The organism is Belliella kenyensis, assembly GCF_022549675.1.
GTDB classification, from domain to species: domain Bacteria; phylum Bacteroidota; class Bacteroidia; order Cytophagales; family Cyclobacteriaceae; genus Belliella; species Belliella kenyensis.
This window is the reverse complement of record NZ_JAKZGR010000017.1, coordinates 74598-95236: the sequence shown is the minus strand read 5'-3', so window position 1 is coordinate 95236 and position 20639 is coordinate 74598. Positions and strand designations below refer to the sequence as shown.

Here is a 20639-nt window from a genome sequence, read left to right as displayed (position 1 = left end):
AAGCCAAAGCACCTGCAGTCAGAGTACCACATCCACTAAAACAAGGATTAAGACTATTGATTCTATTGCTACTAGCATCATTCTGGATAAGTCAGAGTACCACATCCACTAAAACAAGGATTAAGACCAAATAGCTCAATATCATACTTTTCATAATACCATTGTCAGAGTACCACATCCACTAAAACAAGGATTAAGACAATTCTGGTGCACTTGGGTAGATTTCTTCTACTGTGTCAGAGTACCACATCCACTAAAACAAGGATTAAGACAATTCAATATTTGATTTTGGGTACTTAATTCTGAGTCAGAGTACCACATCCACTAAAACAAGGATTAAGACATAAATAATTCAGATATATCTTTTTTAGATATTATATCGTCAGAGTACCACATCCACTAAAACAAGGATTAAGACCTACAAGTTTTACAGCGTTATATTTTTCTTCACAGGGTCAGAGTACCACATCCACTAAAACAAGGATTAAGACACTCCAAGCTCTACATACACCTAAAGACTCCATGGTCAGAGTACCACATCCACTAAAACAAGGATTAAGACTCTCATTTTCGCACCTAAAGCCAAAGCACCTGCAGTCAGAGTACCACATCCACTAAAACAAGGATTAAGACTATTGATTCTATTGCTACTAGCATCATTCTGGATAAGTCAGAGTACCACATCCACTAAAACAAGGATTAAGACGTAGTAGCCTTAGCAGGGATGCTCCTGCAGTACTCAGTCAGAGTACCACATCCACTAAAACAAGGATTAAGACGATTCTTTTGGAATCCCTGTAGTGGAACCGTATTAAGGGTCAGAGTACCACATCCACTAAAACAAGGATTAAGACTACTGAACTTAGTTCCAGACGGGAGATTTAATCCCGTCAGAGTACCACATCCACTAAAACAAGGATTAAGACTGAAATCTCGTTCGGTACTACTTAGAAATTAAACCGTCAGAGTACCACATCCACTAAAACAAGGATTAAGACCTTTTAATGCCATCCTCATAAACTTTAATCCTTAAAGTCAGAGTACCACATCCACTAAAACAAGGATTAAGACGAATCGGTGTTATTAGATTCTTTGACATACCACCAAGTCAGAGTACCACATCCACTAAAACAAGGATTAAGACACAAGCCTCAATAGTGTTTTTAGTCATTCTTATTAGGGGTCAGAGTACCACATCCACTAAAACAAGGATTAAGACTTTATACTACATAAACTAAGATTATTTTTCAACCATTGTCAGAGTACCACATCCACTAAAACAAGGATTAAGACAATAACAAACCCCTTTTTGCATATTTTTAATAATAGTCAGAGTACCACATCCACTAAAACAAGGATTAAGACTTGGTAATAACTAATCCACTCCTGACTATATAAACTCGTCAGAGTACCACATCCACTAAAACAAGGATTAAGACCGCATTAATAATTTCAAATACTTTTTTTCTTTCCATGTCAGAGTACCACATCCACTAAAACAAGGATTAAGACAATGTTACCTTTCCTGTAAAATATTCTAATTTGCTGTCAGAGTACCACATCCACTAAAACAAGGATTAAGACTCAAGCTCTAGTCTTGAAGCTTTGTCAGTATAGTCAGAGTACCACATCCACTAAAACAAGGATTAAGACCTTCGTCAGTGGACATATCCACGATTTCAACTTTAGGGTCAGAGTACCACATCCACTAAAACAAGGATTAAGACGTAATTTCATAACTTTAATTATTTAGATTTGACATTGTCAGAGTACCACATCCACTAAAACAAGGATTAAGACTCAGCATCCACAACATGATACTGTACTTTTGCTTTAGTCAGAGTACCACATCCACTAAAACAAGGATTAAGACTTTTTACCCTCTTCAGTAGACATATCTACTATTTGTCAGAGTACCACATCCACTAAAACAAGGATTAAGACGATACGGTTGTGACATTATAAACGTGCTTATAACACGTCAGAGTACCACATCCACTAAAACAAGGATTAAGACCCTCCAAGAAAAACTCCTCATCTTTGTCACCAAATGTCAGAGTACCACATCCACTAAAACAAGGATTAAGACTACACTTACAGACATGAAGAAAATTATTAGTGCTTTGTCAGAGTACCACATCCACTAAAACAAGGATTAAGACGATTGAGGGTTTGCTGGAAGGTTTTTTATTACACCGTCAGAGTACCACATCCACTAAAACAAGGATTAAGACCATTATAGTACTACCTAGTACGTTCAAATCGTACTGTCAGAGTACCACATCCACTAAAACAAGGATTAAGACTAATTGGAATCAAATGCATAGCACCTATTATCAGTGGTCAGAGTACCACATCCACTAAAACAAGGATGACCGACTGGCAAGGAGGGAACCGAAAGGAAGAAGCTTCGGGAGAAGATTCTGAATTGAGGCTACGAAAAAGAGAAATAAGAACTCCGTCAGAGTACCACATCCACTAAAACAAGGATTAAGACAATACAATATGATAATTGTCCTTTTCATCCATACCTAGTCAGAGTACCACATCCACTAAAACAAGGATTAAGACGCCACTTTATTATCCGCTAAACCTGGATAACGTTGTCAGAGTACCACATCCACTAAAACAAGGATTAAGACCGCCTTTTATGAAATCTTCATGTTCTATGTAGATGTCAGAGTACCACATCCACTAAAACAAGGATTAAGACCATCACCAATGAAGTCTTTTATGAGTTTTACGAATTCGTCAGAGTACCACATCCACTAAAACAAGGATTAAGACCACAAGACGCCAACCCGTAAACTAAAAAACCCTTGTCAGAGTACCACATCCACTAAAACAAGGATTAAGACATCGGTACTTTCTAAATTACCATACCCATCAAATTTGTCAGAGCACCACATCCACTAAAACAAGGAGGACGATGCGTTAAGAAAATATTCAGTGAATATTTTTAGCATTGGGCCAGGATGCAGGGAGAGCCTGTTTTCGACAAACAGATGAAAAAAATCTACGTACTATCCCGATTCGCCTTCGCTATTCTTGAGAAGTGAGAAGCGAGAGTTTAGAGAATAGACAACAAGGTTCCAGAAGAAAAAAGCAAAGAATCAATACAAAAAGAATCAATCACTATTTTTATTCCCAACTTCGGTAGTTAGTCGAATGTTTGAATGCGCCAGGTCTATAGTACGGGAGTCATTTTTTGGATTGAAAGAATCTGTTGGCTGCCGTTAGTTTTCCTTTTGATTGATTTTTTTCAGGGGGAGTTGGTGTTGTGAAAATAGATTTCCTACTTCAAGACTTTCTTTGTAATGTTCAATCGCAGTTAAACTTTAAACTATTTAAAATTATGACAACTGAAATTAAAAAAACGACTGAGGAGATCATTGAGATTGTGTTGGAGGGAGCGCTAGAGATTCTCCGAAAGTTGATGCAAAAGGAAAAGTAAGAAACTTGGGGTGTTTCTGAAAATCCAAAGGGCAGCAGGAATGCTACGTAGCGAGTTGGTACGGTGGTCGGGTTTGTGCCCGCAGCCGTGAATATGTAACCAGATGTTTTCACTAACTTCTAAAGTATAGAAAAATTCATAATCACGATATTAATTCGGTAGGCGATCGTCATCGCTCCTGTGGTCCTAGGGATCATAGTCGAAGAACTGGAAAAGAAGAAGTAGTCAAGACAGGGAGTTGTCGGCGAAACTTAAATGGGTGCTTGAATGCGCCGAGTGTATGGTATGGCAGTCATTTTTTGGATTGAGAGGATCTGTTGGCTGCCGTTAGTTTTTTGTTTTTGATTGATTTTTTTCAGGGGGAGTTGGTGTTGTGAAAATAGATTTCCTACTTCAAGACTTTCTTTGTAATGTTCAATCGCAGTTAAACTTTAAACTATTTAAAATTATGACAACTGAAATTAAAAAAACGACTGAGGAGATCATTGAGATTGTGTTGGAGGGAGCGCTAGAGATTCTCCGAAAGTTGATGCAAAAGGAAAAGTAAGAAACTTGGGGTGTTTCTGAAAATCCAAAGGGCAGCAGGAATGCTACGTAGCGAGTTGGTACGGTGGTCGGGTTTGTGCCCGCAGCCGTGAATATGTAACCAGATGATTTCACTAACTTCTAAAATATAGAAAAATTCATAATCACGATATTAATTCGGTAGGCGATCGTCATCGCTCCTGTGGTCCTAGGGATCATAGCCGAAGAACTGGAAAAGAAGAAGTAGTCAAGACAGGGAGTTGTCGGCGAAACTTAAATGGGTGCTTGAATGCGCCGAGTGTATGGTATGGCAGTCATTTTTTGGATTGAGAGGATCTGTTGGCTGCCGTTAGTTTTTTGTTTTTGAACTTCTAGTGTTACATGACAAATTTTTATACTTTAAGGTAATCAAATAATTTACGTATGCCAGCTACTAAATATGCTCAAATTCGATATCGGATATTAGATGAAATTTTACAAGTTAAGAATAAGCGTAACACATTGGAATATCTTACGAAAAGGTGCAGTGAGGGTGTAGACCGAATCGCATCCTTGGGTGATACTTATAGTGTAAGTCCCCGGCAAATAAGGAATGACTTAAACTTCATGGAGAGTGACTTAGGATTTGAAGCACCCATTATTTCTGAAAAGATACCTGGGGAAAATAGAAATTTTTTCTACTATGAAGATGCTAGTTTTAGTATTTCCAAAAGTCCGCTCAATGAAGAAGATATATCCAATCTTAAATCTTCTTTATATCTATTACAACGTTTCGGAGGTACTTTTCATGACCAATTCTGGATTGAAGATTTCGAATTACGGATTAAGACATTGCCTGTGAAGAAGCAATTAGATGAACAGCAAAAAAATGCTACAGCAGCTCCTGTACTGGTACAGTTTGATCATCAAGATCAAGATGCGGGTGGTAGCTCATTGATCATTCCTTTATATCAAGCTATCGAAAAAAAAGAGTCACTATTGGTGCAATATCAGGAGTTTTCTTCCCCTGAAATCAAGCAATACCGTATTTCACCCTATTTGCTCAAGCAATTTAACAAAAGATGGTTTGTTTTATGTTCCAGTGAAGGTTTGTCTTATGTAACTACCCTACCTCTTGACCGAATTAAAGGGCTTGAGCCTTCAGACCACACCTTTGTTCCATATCCTGGTCCTGGGGAGGAACCGCAGGAGTTTTTTGAAGATATTGTTGGTGTTACGAATGATATGCGTGTGCCTGTAGAAGTGGTAGAGTTGTATGTACATAAAAATTTATTACCCTACCTCACTACCAAATTGCTGCACGAGTCCCAACGTCCACACAAGCCTACCGATCATCCTGACTGGTTTTCAATTAAAATCCATGTCAAACCTAATTATGAAATGTTTGCTTTATTGATTTCTTATGGACCTAGGTTAAAAGTTGTAGGGCCGAAGTCAATACGGTTAAAAATGAAAGAGCTGATTACCGAAATGAAGGAGCATTATTTATAAGTTAAATTTTTTCATTTAAATAATTGACTGTAAATAGGTTGTTGTAGTTTCAAAAATTTTATTAAAGAACTTAATCAGAGAGCCTAAGTAGGAAGATAGACTTCCTTCTTAGGCTTTTATTTTGTGTCAACAATTAGGGAAATAGAATCAAATCGAAGGAAGGAGGCCAATCATGACAGTTATTGAAACAACAGCAGCGGAGCAATACATGGAACAGTTACTTGATCCGAGGTGGAGAGCACTTAGGCAGGAGATTATTGAGCGGGATGCTGGCAGGTGCAGGTCTTGTGGGAGAGAGGATTCCCTTCAGGTGCATCATCGACAGTACCATGTTATTGGTTTTTCTGGAGTTTGGAAAAAGCCCTGGGAGTATGAGACCAGCCTATTAGTGACCTTATGTCAACGCTGCCATGAAGCTGGACATGGACAATATCAAGTTCCAATAATTTCTGTTTAAAAAATCATTCACATTTAAATTTCTACGATCATGACAACTTTCTTAAAATTATTCTCGACAATATTTCAGTACGATTATTCAACGGTTCAGAAGCAGCCAACGCGTAGCAAGCAGAAAATAGTAACCTTGGGTCAATTGTTGCTAATTCCATTGGTGATGTGGATTTTTTCAGGTTTTTACTTTAGCTATTCCTTGATTGGGTTGGGCTTGGTTCCTTCTGTGCTGGTAGCGCTGGTATTGGGTAGCTTTATATTTATCATAGACCGAAGCTTTATTTCAAGTCCTCAGACAAAGCATAAAACTGGACTAGGAGTACTTCGGATCACCTTTGCTTTATTTTCGACGGTTTTGGGTTCCTTGGCTATTGATATGGCACTATTTTCAGGGGATTTGGAGGAGTATAGGCAAAAAAAGGGTGCTGATGAGCGAGTGGTTCATGCTGAATCTTATAAAGAGCAGCATCAGGGTGAAGTAAGTAGACTATTGGCTGAAAAAGAACGTGCGGCGCAGGTATTCAGTGCCTTAAGGGATATCCACATCAAAGAAATGGATGGTGAAGGAGGTACAGGTAAAAAGGGATTTGGAAAAGTGGCACAGGCTAAGGCTCAAGAAAAGGATAGAGCAGCGGTCTACCTGGCTCAAGTAGAGCAAAAGTATGAGGAGGCTGTCAAGGATTTAGAAGAACGCTCCTTGATACATGGAGAAGAAATGGCGGAAAAGCGCTCCGATGCTTTGCTAAGTAAGTTGACTGATTTGCACGAATTTGTATGTAGCAGTACGATGACCTTGGTGATCTATCTGTTTTTCTTTGGGTTTGTGTTTTTAATTGAGTCCTACTTTATCTTGTATAAGATGGCTGTTTCTGAGACCATATTTGAGAGTTTCTTACAGGCGGAGGAGGAGTACGCACTACAGCAATTGGATGCGTATCGGATGGCTCGGGAGCAGACGGTTCGTGAGATTGAGGTTTTAGGTCAAGATCGGACTAAAATCAAGCGGTTGATCAGTCGTGATGTGGGATGATTCAGGGTATTTTTTGATGGATGGGCCTGGTACGGATTTTTTAGGCCCACATTTTCAGAAATGGTGTGTAAGTGGGAAGATTGACTTCCTAGTGGGTAAGTAAGTTTGTAATGTTCAATTTAAACAAATATAAGGTTATGACAATTTTCAGCAGATTATTCGGAAAAAGACCGGCAGTGGCCACAGTGCATGAACAGCCGGCAGTCGTGGAAGCTCCCGTAATTGATAGAGCTCTTTTCATAGAGGAGGCAGCGCCCGAGCCAAGGAGAAGCAGGGAGGAAACGCTAACTATCTTGGAGGAGTTGAAGAGCAGGGATTATGAGCGTATGGGTAAGGAAGACGGGTATGAGTTCAAGGATTTTTCGAGGATGGACCTCCAGTTGGAGTTGATAGCAGCGGATTTCCGGGAGGCATATGATAAGGAACTTGCAAAAGTAAGTTATCAGCTTTCTGAGTTGGAGGCAGTGCTGGAGGAGCGTTTGAGGGAGACTATTCCTGGAATATACCGAGAGCTGGAGACGAAGTACAAGTCATTGAAGGCGAAGGAGCGGGAGTTGTTGTTGCAGAAGGATTTGGCGGTCACGGGAGAGGGGTATGTGGAGCGAGCTATGAAGTATTATCGAGCAGGATTTGAGGCGGGTTTGGGAGTAAGGCTGAAAGGTGACTTGATGTTTAAGCATATAAGTGTGGTATGAAAAGTAGCAATTTGAATGAATATTTGTGGGTAGGCAGCATGAAGCTGCATGTAGCGCTTGGGTACTCCCGGGGATTCATTTCCTTTGGGAGTTTTTTTATGTCGGTGCGGGATAAAAGGCATGATTCGGGTATTTGTAAAACCTAAAAAAAGGTGTAGATTTGGAAAAAGACAGGCACTTATGCGTTTTATTTTCGTAAAACTAAAAATTTTTGTCACGATTTTAATTTGTAACATATTGAAATTCAGTCAAAACTGGAGTTAGCTGTCAGAGCACCACATCCACTAAAACAAGGATTAAGACAAAACTTTGTTTATTGTGAGCGAAACTAGGCTTTGTCAGAGCACCACATCCACTAAAACAAGGATTAAGACACTTGGTGGTAGTTCAGACCAAAGAATATGTTCAGTCAGAGCACCACATCCACTAAAACAAGGATTAAGACTGTGATGAGGATAAATGTATCGGTTCTCACTTTTACCTGTCAGAGCACCACATCCACTAAAACAAGGATTAAGACCATTGTAGCTAACACTTTGTGATCTCAAAGTTAGTGTCAGAGCACCACATCCACTAAAACAAGGATTAAGACTTAGCTTCTGCGTATGTTTTCATAGTTTTTCTAGCTGTCAGAGCACCACATCCACTAAAACAAGGATTAAGACATCTAATGGAAGCTCGGTTGTAATTATATGGTAATCGTCAGAGCACCACATCCACTAAAACAAGGATTAAGACTATAACAGACGGCACTAATAATCCGATAACAAATAGTCAGAGCACCACATCCACTAAAACAAGGATTAAGACACTGATAATGCAATCTAATAAATATCATTGATAGCGTGTCAGAGCACCACATCCACTAAAACAAGGATTAAGACCTATTTTTAATATACCAGTAGCTTCTGATTTATACTTGTCAGAGCACCACATCCACTAAAACAAGGATTAAGACATAAGCTCCTTAGGCGGACAACCTAAGAAGAACTGGGTCAGAGCACCACATCCACTAAAACAAGGATTAAGACCAAAAGAAGTATTTCTGAAATGTCTGCTTCCATACTCGTCAGAGCACCACATCCACTAAAACAAGGATTAAGACCTTCCTTAATCAGATTCATCGGTGGAACTCCGATGAGTCAGAGCACCACATCCGCTAAAACAAGGATTAAGACAACTGCGGGTCTTCGTAGCTAACTCTATTATTACTAGTCAGAGCACCACATCCACTAAAACAAGGATTAAGACCATTTAACAGCCAATTTTTCACATTCTTTTTTGACTGTCAGAGCACCACATCCACTAAAACAAGGATTAAGACTCTACAATCTCCACTTTAGGGTAACTTACCCTGTGTCAGAGCACCACATCCACTAAAACAAGGATGACCGACTGGCAAGGAGGGAACCGAAAGGAAGAAGCTTCGGGAGAAGATTCTGAATTGAGGCTACGAAAAAGAGAAATAAGAACTCCGTCAGAGCACCACATCCACTAAAACAAGGATTAAGACTTCTGTATTAGAAATTAAACCCTGTTTTTACGAGAGTCAGAGCACCACATCCACTAAAACAAGGATTAAGACCGAGATCGTGGTACTTATTGATAGACTTAATGAGTTGTCAGAGCACCACATCCACTAAAACAAGGATTAAGACCTTCCTTAATCAGATTCATCGGTGGAACTCCGATGAGTCAGAGCACCACATCCGCTAAAACAAGGATTAAGACAACTGCGGGTCTTCGTAGCTAACTCTATTATTACTAGTCAGAGCACCACATCCACTAAAACAAGGATTAAGACCATTTAACAGCCAATTTTTCACATTCTTTTTTGACTGTCAGAGCACCACATCCACTAAAACAAGGATTAAGACTCTACAATCTCCACTTTAGGGTAACTTACCCTGTGTCAGAGCACCACATCCACTAAAACAAGGATGACCGACTGGCAAGGAGGGAACCGAAAGGAAGAAGCTTCGGGAGAAGATTCTGAATTGAGGCTACGAAAAAGAGAAATAAGAACTCCGTCAGAGCACCACATCCACTAAAACAAGGAGGACGATGCGTTAAGAAAATATTCAGTGAATATTTTTAGCATTGGGCCAGGATGCAGGGTAAGCCTGTTTACGACAAACAGATGAAAAAAACTACGTACCATCCCGATTCGCCTTCGCTAAAATAGGGTTTGAGATAAAACCTTCGAGGTCAAAAAAAGACCTCAAAGGTTGTTAGAGTAAGACAATCGGTTTGTGGGGACACAAACCGAGGGAGGACGATGCGTTAAGAAAATATTCAGTGAATATTTTTAGCATTGGGCCAGGTTGCAGGGCGAGCCTGTTTACGACAAACAGATGAAAAAAACTACGTACCATCCCGATTTGCTTTTGCTAAAACAGGGGCTGAGATAAAACCTTCGAGGTCAAAAAAAGACCTCAAAGGTTGTTATAGTACCAGATTCATTTTGTAAGGACACAAACCGAGGAGAGTGGTAGTTTCTGTTTGGGAGGACACAAATCGAGGGGGAGAGGGGAGGAGATTGATATCACCCTGGTTGAAAATATTTGATCATTTCATCTCCATACAGCATTGATAGCAACACACCTACTAGGATTCCTAATATGATAATCCCAATAAATCCTATAAGAAAAAGCAAGAGGAGTAAAATTACTTTCCAAAGAATACTCTTCCATGTCTTATTTGGATAAAATCCCTTGTAAAACCATATCAAAATAAGTGGGGAAGTATATAACTGAAACATGCTGATGTTTATGATAAGAGATTCATCTGACTGCAAAAAGTACATAAGTGGATAAAAGATCAATATACTGATGAGTGTGTAGAATGACAATATATAAGCATTCATGATGATGTGTTCATAGTAATTTTGACCCCATTTTCTCAAACCTAGTTTTGTGAAAAATGCAATTACAGGCAATAAAAGCAACATGATGATAGAATTGTAACTTGAAAAGAATGATAGATAATCATTCATAAACTTCGAGTTCAAATTTGGAGTATCAGCATAATAATTGCTCATCAATTCCGCTAACCCAAGGACTCGAAATGAAAAAAAAGCTGAAATACCACTTAGCACAAATGTGAGAACGAGAGGTCTATAATGCTTGATGCGTTTTCCTTCTAAGAATTCCCTAGCTGTACGACCTGGATTTTTCAAAATCTCTAAACATGAAAACAAAAAACCTCTATTGGTATGAAGGACTGTGTCTTGAACTTCTTCCCAGATATAAGTTTTGCTGATTCTTTGATATCGCTTTTGACCACAATTCCCACAAAAATTTCCAGTAAATGAGGATTGACAATTTGAACAGATTTCTTCGGTTACCATATTTTTCTAAAAGATCAAGTGCTGGGGTCAAATATAAATTGGATATTTAATTAAAGCCATTTTATTGATTGTAAAAAGTTAATTGCTAATTTCAGCAAAAATGAATTTCATGAAATAAAATAAAAACATTTTTCTTCTCAAATTCGATCCATACTATACCGCCGAAGGCATATATCAACGATATATCGCTCTAGTGTACATCAATCCTTATTTACCCTTCACCCCTTTCTCTAAACACTCTCCACACTTTGTACTTTAATCCCCATCTCATGGTCCTTTTATCCAAAATAAACAACCTACTTCAGCACCTCATCAATATCAACGATTTCAAAATCAGGATGAGAACTGAAAAAATGTTTGAGCAATGCTACGTGTCCTTGCCCATAGATAACTAAGATTGATTGATCGGAAGGCTTGATGTTTCTTAAGATATTGCTATAAATCCTAAGGTTAGTTTTGTACCAAGAAGTGTTCAAATCTGCACCTTCATAGGATTCGCCTTGACCTACCTGTGCATTGTACTTAGTGTAGATAGCCAAGTTTTTATGGAGAGCTTCGTCTTTGTTGATATATATCAGGTGATCTTTGAGAGTAGAGGTACGTTCACTTTCGTTCATTTCTTCTATGAATGCTGTAGCAAAGGTGTTTAATTCCTCGAGTATGTGAGTTTGTCCATATTTTTTGGCAGCTTCGAATACAGGATCGGTGTTGAACTCACCTTTGTAATTGACACAGGTCAGGTTTTCTAAAGACAGCTTTTTGGCAGCTTGAAATCCTAGCAAATCTATTTCATTGAGCTCTAATTCATAATCACCTTTCAGGTACTGTTGGTATTGCAGATTAGTTTTTTCTTGGTTTTTTACTTCTACTTCGATACAGATTTGGTCTGGATTGAATGCTACTAGTTTATCGACTACCTCATCGATCTCTTGGAGCTTTTCGCTGCTGAGTTCCATGGCATCATTACTATACATGTCCTGAGTAGAGGGTGTGAAGTGTAGGCTTCCTAGGAGTGCTATTTTCACTTTTCTTTCAGGATTTTGCTGAGCAAATGTTGCGGTATATACCACAAGTAAAATGAGAAGGGTGATATTTTTTTTCATGAGATGTTATGCTATTAGCAGCGTTCTGTTAAGGATTTTCTCTAAGCTATGTCGCTCGATATTTTTGCCTATAAATACAAGCACAAGGTTCGGGGATTCAGTTATACTGAAGTTAAGTTTAGAAAAGGTAAGTTTGTTTCCTGTAGATTGGATTAAGACGGGCTCATCTGAGTCCTCAAACTTGACGAATCCTTTGATTCTGTAGATTTGATGGTAATGCAAAAACATGGTGACAGAAAGGGCTGCATAGAATTTTTCCTTATCAAAAGGTTCAGGTACAGATACTGCTATGCTTTTCATTCCATGTCCAAGCGATGTAATGTCCTTATTTGAAGATAGGCTAGTAAACCTACTGATCTTTTCTTTTTTTTCAAATACCTGGTAATCAATATATCCGAATTCACAAAGATAAATATTGGCAAAAGGATTGATCTGTGATACTTGGATTTTTAAATCGGCTCCATATGCTGGTTTAACTTGGTCGATCTTATTGATCAAGATGTGGTCTGCTGCGACCAATTGCCTCGAAATCTCAGGTATTTCTAGGAGTCGATCTTCAAAACTTTCTGCATCTACCATTGCAATCACAGCTTTCAAATCAAAGTACTGCATCACACCTTCTCTTTTGAATATGGCTGCTATCATTCCAGCATCAGCTACGCCAGAGGCTTCGATGAATAGTTGATCAGGAAGATTCTCCATAAGGATCAGCTGCTCCAAAACTTCAATCAATTCCTGATCCAAGGAGCAGCATATGCATCCATTGTTGAGTTCGAAAAGTTGGTTGTAATTTTTCTTGACCAAATCGCTATCTATAGAGGTACTTCCGAACTCATTCTCTATGACATAGTTGATCTTCCCTTGATGGAAAGTCAATAGTTGATTCAATAGAGTGGTCTTGCCAGAGCCCAAAAAACCTGTTAGTATGTGAACGCTTATTTTTTGAGATACCATGATTTTTGTTTTTTATGCAACATTATTGCAAAATAACAATTCTAAAGGTATATCTGCAAAGGTGTCGGTAATCTAATATGAAAATGTAAAGATTTAGATATTAATGGGAATTGGGTCAGAGGTAATTTTTTACTTGACTGATTTACTTCATTTAGTTTAAAAATGATTAATCTCATTATCGGCCTTTCTTCTACTCCAGATTTCTTCAAAACATTTTCTTGATGTAATTACTTCATTGTTCTTTTGTGAAAAATCTCCAAATTCCCCATATGCTGAGAAGCAAAAGACCTATAAATATCCAGACCTTCCCATTGGTGCCTTCTTCATGAATGGCACTGTACAAGTCGAATGCAATGGTGCCAGAGAAAAAAGCCAGCGATGTTCTTGGTAGCATACCGAGTGTGCCCCATATGATGAGCTTTTTCCACCCAGTGCGTAGCATCGCAAATAGCAGATTAGATAGGGCAAATGGAATCACTGGGCTGATTCTGACAAAAAATATCAATTCTCCCATATTGTCTGATTTGTCTTTGAGCAGCGTAGAAGCTTTCGGGTACTGACTCAAAAGTACGTCTAGGTTATCTTGACTGAGGCTTTTACCACATCCATAGCCTATAAGACTAGCTAGTGCATAGCTCACAATAAGGGCAGGAAAAACTCCCCATCCCAATAAAAAACCAGAAAGTATAGCGAATAGTGTCGTCGGGATCAATGCCAAGCCCATTGTAATCATCCCAATGACAACATACAGGAATGTCTGAATCAAATGGAGTTGAGGTGAAAAATCCAATTCATTGGCCTTGCTCAAAACCAGTGGAATCAAGAGTAAGCTAGAAAGTGCCGGAATGATGCTAACCCATGCAATGGCAATCACCATCCTTGGATTTTTCTCTCCGATCCTTTTTAATCTCTTGAAAATGCCTTCCTTTTTTTTCATCTTTGACGAATTCTTACAAAAGAAAGGAATTTTAATTTATCAATGATGGGTTTTCATGTATTTCAATTGATTTGGAATCCATCATTGCAAAAAACATTACCATGAAATTTGGAACTAAAGCAATACATGCCGGTGTAGCACCGGATCCTTCTACAGGAGCCATTATGACTCCTATATTCCAGACATCTACTTATGTGCAGAAGTCCCCAGGTGATCATCAGGGATTTGAATATTCCAGAACACATAATCCTACCAGAACAGCTTTGCAGCAAAACTTAGCGGCCTTGGAAAATGGAAAGCATGGATTGTGTTTTTCTTCCGGACTAGGGGCGATAGATGCGATTATCAAATTGCTTCAACCGGGAGATGAAGTGATCAGTACCAATGACCTGTATGGAGGGTCTTACAGGATTTTCACCAAAGTATTTGAAAGGTATGGGATCAAGTTTCACTTTGTGTCTATGGATGATCCTGCGACTATCGAAACTTACATCAATGAACGTACACGATTGATCTGGGCGGAAACACCTACCAATCCGATGATGAACATTATTGATATAGCTGGTATAGGAGCTGTGGCCAAGAAGCATAAGGTGATGTTTGCAGTGGACAATACCTTTGCTACGCCATTTCTTCAGAATCCACTGGATATGGGTGCTGATATCGTGATGCACTCTGTGACCAAGTATCTTGGTGGACATTCAGATGTAGTAATGGGGGCGATCATTGTCAATGATGATCAGTTAGCTGAGCAATTGGCTTTTATTCAAAATGCTTGTGGGGCTACCCCGGGACCGCAAGATTGCTTCCTCGTATTGAGAGGCATCAAGACCCTGCACATCCGCATGGAACGGCATTGTCAAAATGGGAAAACCATTGCGGCCTTTTTGAAAAATCACCCTAAGGTAGAGAAAGTATATTGGCCTGGATTTGAAGATCACCCAAACCACGAGATCGCAAAGTCTCAAATGAGGGATTTTGGAGGCATGATTTCCTTCACCTTGAAGGGGAATGACATGAAAGATGCTATCAAGGTATTGGAGAACTTGAAGCTATTTGCATTGGCAGAATCTCTTGGGGGTGTGGAGTCTCTTAGTGGACACCCAGCTTCCATGACCCATGCGAGTATCCCTAAGGAAGAAAGAGAAAAAGTAGGACTTGTAGATTCCTTGATCAGGCTGAGCGTGGGTATAGAAGATGCCGACGACTTGAAGGAAGACTTGAGAAATGCTTTGAATAAGATTTAGATACAGAGCTATTCTATTGACGGCTATGGGCAAGTTGACAGGCAGGGATGGTATGCCTGTATGACGAGCCTTAAAATTTTAAGGAGTACGCAAATCAAGCTGGATCATTGAATAAGCTTGAAGCTGTTTAAAAAGACAATACTTATTAAATTTGGAATTCATTAAAAATTTAAGAATTCATCCTCCAGTTCGCGTTTTTCAGCACGCCCCAACTAAGAAAAAAGGAGGCTTAGCCTAATACTGAGTCTCTTAATTTCTTTACTCCACCTTAATCTGCTTTCGGATCACTGCTTCCTTGTAGTAGATATGGATATAGTAAAGCCCTTTTTTGAGTTTGCTCAAGTCTAAGGTGGTCTCGATATCAGCTTTGTCTCTATTGATGATTTCCTGACCTCTTTGGTCAAATAGGCTTACTTCAAATTGATCTGAACTAGTTTCAAATGTACTCTTGATTGGGTTACTTTTTTTGGTGATGGATACAAAGTCAGTAGTAGGGTTAGGATAAACCATAAACATATCCCATGGATTATAAACCCATACCGGCATTTCCGCCCCCCTTGCGCCACATGGATTTACCAGATCAACACTGACAGAATAAACCCCACCACTACTGAAAGACAAGGTAATCCCCTGTTCTCCTTGACCATAAAGCCATTCATTTCCTGAAGGATAAACTTGCCAATTAAAATATAAATCAAATGGATAATTTGGTATGGCAGCATAAAAATTCTCAACCGTATTGATTTGCATCTCGTATGGGCCATTTATTGATGGGAAGAATGCCATCCCTACCCAAATATCCTTATCAACTGTCGCCACTCCACAGTCTGAAGTGATACTAAAAGTAAGGGTAGCTGATCCGGAAACTGAACTACTTGCAGGATTAAGATTGGCATTGGCTCCTTATTTCTTCAATACCGACTGACACTCATTATAATTGAGCCTTTTTGTAGCAGCAGTTAGTTAATTCTTATTAACAAAATCTAGTTTTGGTCAATTTTGGCTTATCTTTTTGGAAAAATAGAAAATTCTATGAATCAAAAATTCTACATTCCGATATTACTGGTTTTGATTTTTATACTTTTTATGGATTTACCCAGTCTTGCGCAGGGTCGCTATGCCTCTGGAGTGATTTTAGATAGACATACAGAGATGCCTGTTGCTTATGCGAATGTTGGTGTCAAAAGTAAGTTTACCGGTACAGTTTCTGATTCTCTTGGTTACTTTTCTCTAAGACTTGATCAGCTTTCAAGCAATGATACTATTCGAGTTTCCCGCATGGGCTATGCGGATGAACTGATCCCTGTAGAAAAACTGTCAGCTGAAGATACAGCACCATTTGTAATACTTCTTGAGCAACATGCTGTAGAAATGAGTGAGTTTACTGTGACCACCAAAGCCATGAAGGGGGAGAGAAACTTTGGGAGCTTGAGTCAGCGTTCAGTTTTTGCTTATGCCTTCAACCCTTCCAAATCTCGGATTTCAGAAAATTTGGGAAGGGAAATAGCCATTGAAATCGATACGAAAAAAAGGCGGATCAAGCCAAAGATTTTAAGGTTTGTACTTTCAACCAACCAGATTGCAGACCTAAAGTTCAGGCTGAATATTTATGTTGCCAACGACCAATCATCAGGCTTTCCAGATAGAAAGGTTTTTGAAAAGCTATTTGATATCGAAGATAGGGTAATAGGAGAGGTAGAGGTTGCTCTGGATGCAGCTGACTTGCAGCTTGAAGGAAAGGTTTGGTTATCCTTAGAATTCGTAGGCTATCAAAATGCCAGCGATCAAGGTATATTGACCATGCCAGTAAAGTACCCTTTTGGAAAGATGTATACAAGAGATAGTAGCCTAGGAGAGTGGAAAAAGGTGCAAGGGTCGCCGAGTATTTTATTGCTAGCGGAGGTTTATTGAAGTATCGCAGCTAGCATAAACCTAATAACCTAAGTTCTACTATTCTCCCTTTGTCAACCTGACAGGCAGGTAGGAACGGTTTTAAATGGTGAGAACTGCGAAAAGAAGGTGCGAATTTTTTATGAAGTAATATTGGGACATTGCGGATTGAAAAAGTGAAGTAGGTTGTCTTTTAAAACTGAATAGTCGGCTCAGTCAATAAAAACATCCATAATGAAAATAGCCAGCCCTTCAAGGGTTCTAAACCCTTGAAGGGCTTAGCTCAAAAACTTGCCTTGTAACTGGATCTCCCGATAGCTATCGGGATTGATTTTGACTTTGTGATAACAATCGAACTCAGGTTAATATATAAAACTCAATCCAAAATCTTATCGAAAAGAAATTCGCATTGCTTTTCTACGGTTTGAGTTAGTTTTTTCTTCCTAGCCTTTAGCAAACTGAGGAGATCTTGGTACTTCTTGGATATTTCTTCCTTGTCTCCAAAATAATATACCAAATGCTGTAGTATCAGGTGGTTTTGATACCAAGCTAGCAGATCTTGTTGTATTTGAGCCATTTTGACATGTACTTCTTTGACAAAGACAGGATTGAACCCTGATTTGATCCGTATGTTTTCCACAGCGATTACTACCCTTATGCCTTCATAGATGTCTTTCATGGCTTTGGAATCTAGCTTACGACGGTGATCCAAGGCAAGAAAATCCAGTTCCTCATTGATCATCTGAGTGGTAGCTGTGTTGAGCGCAAGGGGTTTGATACTTTTGCTAATCTTTTTTACTTCAGCATAATAATTTTCCCATGTACCCAAACTGGTCCCTACAATAAGATCATACGCTTTGTTGTAGTGAGATTTCTTTTCTTCTAAGATGTGTTTTTCGTAGCTTCCAAAGGTTAAGTCTTGCTCTTGACTGATTTTAGCAAGTTGCTCTTGGATAAATTTTAGGTGCTTGGTTTTTTTTACACCTTTGAACATCTGATTCAAGGGGCCGAAAAGTTCAAATTTGAGTGCTGGATTTTGAAATTGAATCTTGCCTATAAGGTCTGTGAAAATATCCAAGAAAATCAGTTTTTGTTCCAGCTCAATAGCTTTTTTAGCTTTGTATTCTTTTCCTAACGAAAGAAAATGCTTATGTGCTTCTTCAAACTGAGCTTGAAACAACAGAAATAGAGGAGAAAGCTTTTCACTCATGATTTAGGAGATTTTGACGAGGGTAGCGCCATAGCCAAATGGACTTTTTTGCTCATCCTGAAAGTACTTAATATTTTTCAATTGACTCAAGTATTTGTGAATTTCCTTTCTCAAAACCCCATTACCAATTCCGTGAATGAACGTAATATGATCCATCCCATGTGCTATGGCATAGTTGAGGTTCTTTTCAAAGGTCTCCATTTGGAGTTGTAGCATCTCGCTATTGCTCATGAATGGGTAGTCTTTGGTGAGTTTTTCGATATGCAAGTCAATGCTTGAGGCAGGTTTTGGCATATCTATAGGGGCTTTTGGCTTGGGGCTTGGAGCCAGCGACTCATTGAGTTGCTTGATGTCTATTTCTTTGGTATTGTCTGTGAGTTTGAAGAGATAGCCGTTCTTATCCAGTTGAGGGATTTTGGACTTGCTTTTGAAAAAGGAGCTTGCTTTGAATTTTACTTTTCGCTCGAAGCTAGGTTCTGTTCTCTCAATTTTCTGATGTATTGGTATAAACTGACAACTTAAAGTAGGCCATTCCTCAAAGGTCGCTATGGTCTTCTCACTGATTTTTTTATTTGATTTTGCTGCAATTTCACCTGCAAGTAGTGTTTGGCTGTTGTCGCCGTACACTTCAGAGATGATACTGATGTAGTTTCTTTGACTTTGATTGACCAAGTAAACGCTCAATACTTTATCATTGATCGGGAGGTAGGCCAAAAATATCCCAGCTTCCTGTGCGCTTTGGGGGGTGATGTTTTGTGGGTTTTTGACAACTTCCTCTTTGATGCCATCGCCGAAATACTGCCTCTCTGCCGAAGAGATCACCACCACTTCATTTTTCATGGCTGGGATCTTGAACCCATCTTCAATTTCAATTTCTATTCTGCCACCACTAGATATTCTTGTGATTACTCCTTCTTCATTGGCATGAAGTAGCCTTACCCGGTCTCCGATATTCATGAATTCAATGCTGTTTTGTATGTGTCTATTGCCCTTTGTCGAGCAAATTTATGTTCTACAATAGGTTTTGAATAGGTCGATTTACCATATTCTGGCACCCATTTTTTGATGTATTTCAGTTCTTTATCAAACTTCTCTGTCTGTGATTCAGGATTGAATACCCTGAAGTATGGTTGAGCATCTGTGCCAGTACCAGCTGCCCACTGCCAGCCTCCATTATTCGAAGATAGTTCAAAATCCAATAACTTCTTAGCAAAATATGCCTCTCCCCATCTCCAATCGATCAAAAGGTGCTTGGTAAGGAAGCTTGCGACGATCATCCTGACCCTATTGTGCATGTAGCCAGTGGTATTGAGTTCTCGCATACCAGCATCGACTATTGGATAGCCAGTTTTGCCTTCACACCATTTTTTGAAGTTTTCTTCATCATTTTGCCATGGGATGGCATCATACTGGGATTTGAAGGCCTTATCTACCACTTCAGGGTTGTGAAAGAGAATCATCATGTAAAACTCACGCCAGATCAATTCATTCAGGTAAGTTTCATTGAGTTGTGCCGCCTCCAGTGCAAGGCTTCTGACGCTGATGGTTCCGAATCTCAGATGAATTCCAAGTCTGCTAGTGCCATTTATTGCGGGGAAGTTTCTGGTTTGATCGTATTTTTTAATCAGTGGCTTATTGATTTCAAGCGGAGGAATTTCTATGTTTGATTTTGAGAAACCCATAGATGCCAAGGTTGGAATAGAAAAGGGTTTGGTTTGCAAAAATCCCTTTTTCCTTTTGTCCAATTTCAAAGGCTCAATATTTAGCTTCTTGAATTTCTCTAGCCATACTTTGCTGTATGGAGTGAAAACTTTATAAAACTCCCCACTGCCATTGACGATTTCGCTTTTTTCGAATATCACCTGATCTTTGAAGTCTAAGAATTGAGCTCCCTTTTCTTTGAGCAATGCTTTTATTTTTTTGTCTCGGCTGATGGCATAGGGTTCATAGTCTCTATTGGTATAGACCTGTTGGATATCGTACTTCTCTAGGAGTTCTCTATAAATCTCTATTGGGTCTCCATACTTGACCAAAAGACTACTTCCATAGGCTTCGAGAGCTTTGGATATGGATTCTATTTGATCATGGATGAAGGTCACTCTGGCGTCATTTTTATCTTCCAGATCGTCCAAAATATTTTTGTCAAAAATAAATAGTGGAAGTAGGGGTTCATCCTGTTCAAATCCATAAAAAAGGCCAGTATTATCTTCCAGCCTGAGATCTCTTCGAAACCAAAATATGTTTATTTTCTCCATAGTTTTATCTATTCTTACAACCTAATCTTTGAGCTTAACCAATTGTTTG

The 20639-nt window shown here is 39.1% G+C and carries 14 protein-coding genes and 2 CRISPR repeat arrays; of the genes, 6 read left to right on the top strand and 8 right to left on the bottom strand.

Features of this window, described 5'->3' with window-relative positions; translation table 11 throughout:
- Window positions 1-17: 17 nt before the first annotated feature.
- Window positions 18-2931: direct repeats of the CRISPR family, unit length 37 nt; unit sequence GTCAGAGTACCACATCCACTAAAACAAGGATTAAGAC.
- Between the two features lie 1471 nt (window positions 2932-4402).
- The 4 genes from MM214_RS16305 (at window position 4403) to MM214_RS16290 (ending at window position 7645) form a co-directional block, all read left to right on the top strand.
- Window positions 4403-5470 (top strand): helix-turn-helix transcriptional regulator, encoded by a 1068-nt coding sequence (locus MM214_RS16305; protein ID WP_241297067.1) that lies wholly within the window; start codon window positions 4403-4405, stop codon window positions 5468-5470.
- Window positions 5471-5652: 182 nt separating this feature from the next.
- On the top strand, window positions 5653-5859 hold the full coding sequence (locus MM214_RS16300; RefSeq protein WP_241297065.1) for a hypothetical protein: 207 nt from the start codon (window positions 5653-5655) through the stop codon (window positions 5857-5859).
- Window positions 5860-5957: 98 nt separating this feature from the next.
- Window positions 5958-6950, top strand: a complete 993-nt coding sequence (locus MM214_RS16295; protein WP_241297060.1) for a DUF4407 domain-containing protein — start codon at window positions 5958-5960, stop codon at window positions 6948-6950.
- A gap of 110 nt (window positions 6951-7060) precedes the next feature.
- Window positions 7061-7645: a hypothetical protein gene (locus MM214_RS16290; RefSeq protein WP_241297057.1), complete on the top strand. Its 585-nt coding sequence runs from the start codon at window positions 7061-7063 to the stop codon at window positions 7643-7645.
- A 266-nt stretch (window positions 7646-7911) separates the two neighbouring features.
- Window positions 7912-9711: a CRISPR direct-repeat array (repeat unit 37 nt; unit sequence GTCAGAGCACCACATCCACTAAAACAAGGATTAAGAC).
- A 479-nt stretch (window positions 9712-10190) separates the two neighbouring features.
- On the opposite strand, the gene MM214_RS16285 is transcribed toward MM214_RS16290, so the two are convergent.
- The 4 genes from MM214_RS16285 to MM214_RS16270 all read right to left on the bottom strand — a co-directional run bounded on the left by MM214_RS16285 (window position 10191) and on the right by MM214_RS16270 (window position 13988).
- Complete coding sequence (locus MM214_RS16285) at window positions 10191-10994, bottom strand: DUF3667 domain-containing protein (RefSeq protein ID WP_241297054.1); 804 nt, start codon at window positions 10992-10994, stop codon at window positions 10191-10193.
- Between the two features lie 296 nt (window positions 10995-11290).
- Entirely contained in the window at window positions 11291-12097 is an 807-nt protein-coding gene (locus MM214_RS16280) for a DUF5694 domain-containing protein (protein ID WP_241297051.1), read from the bottom strand.
- 6 nt (window positions 12098-12103) lie between these two features.
- Window positions 12104-13051: a CobW family GTP-binding protein gene (locus MM214_RS16275; protein ID WP_241297049.1), complete on the bottom strand. Its 948-nt coding sequence runs from the start codon at window positions 13049-13051 to the stop codon at window positions 12104-12106.
- 232 nt (window positions 13052-13283) lie between these two features.
- Entirely contained in the window at window positions 13284-13988 is a 705-nt protein-coding gene (locus tag MM214_RS16270; RefSeq protein ID WP_241297046.1) for a TVP38/TMEM64 family protein, read from the bottom strand.
- A gap of 101 nt (window positions 13989-14089) precedes the next feature.
- Here MM214_RS16270 and MM214_RS16265 point away from each other — a divergent pair, with 101 nt between their 5' ends.
- Window positions 14090-15235 (top strand): cystathionine gamma-synthase, encoded by a 1146-nt coding sequence (locus tag MM214_RS16265; protein WP_241297044.1) that lies wholly within the window; start codon window positions 14090-14092, stop codon window positions 15233-15235.
- A 258-nt stretch (window positions 15236-15493) separates the two neighbouring features.
- Here MM214_RS16265 and MM214_RS19105 read toward each other — a convergent pair whose 3' ends face one another.
- Window positions 15494-16054 (bottom strand): T9SS type A sorting domain-containing protein, encoded by a 561-nt coding sequence (locus MM214_RS19105; RefSeq protein WP_241297042.1) that lies wholly within the window; start codon window positions 16052-16054, stop codon window positions 15494-15496.
- A 213-nt stretch (window positions 16055-16267) separates the two neighbouring features.
- Here MM214_RS19105 and MM214_RS16255 point away from each other — a divergent pair, with 213 nt between their 5' ends.
- Window positions 16268-17146, top strand: coding sequence for a carboxypeptidase-like regulatory domain-containing protein (locus MM214_RS16255; protein WP_241297040.1), 879 nt, complete (start codon window positions 16268-16270; stop codon window positions 17144-17146).
- 355 nt (window positions 17147-17501) lie between these two features.
- Here the strand turns inward: MM214_RS16255 and MM214_RS16250 are convergent, their stop codons facing one another.
- Genes MM214_RS16250 through MM214_RS16240 form a run of 3 tightly spaced genes read right to left on the bottom strand, consistent with a single transcriptional unit; the run spans window position 17502 to window position 20590 of the window.
- Window positions 17502-18335: a hypothetical protein gene (locus MM214_RS16250; protein ID WP_241297038.1), complete on the bottom strand. Its 834-nt coding sequence runs from the start codon at window positions 18333-18335 to the stop codon at window positions 17502-17504.
- Window positions 18336-18338: 3 nt separating this feature from the next.
- Window positions 18339-19292, bottom strand: a complete 954-nt coding sequence (locus MM214_RS16245; protein WP_241297036.1) for a Smr/MutS family protein — start codon at window positions 19290-19292, stop codon at window positions 18339-18341.
- Window positions 19289-20590, bottom strand: a complete 1302-nt coding sequence (locus MM214_RS16240; RefSeq protein ID WP_241297034.1) for a cryptochrome/photolyase family protein — start codon at window positions 20588-20590, stop codon at window positions 19289-19291. The genes MM214_RS16245 and MM214_RS16240 overlap by 4 nt, the downstream gene beginning before the upstream one ends.
- Window positions 20591-20639 lie beyond the last annotated feature (49 nt).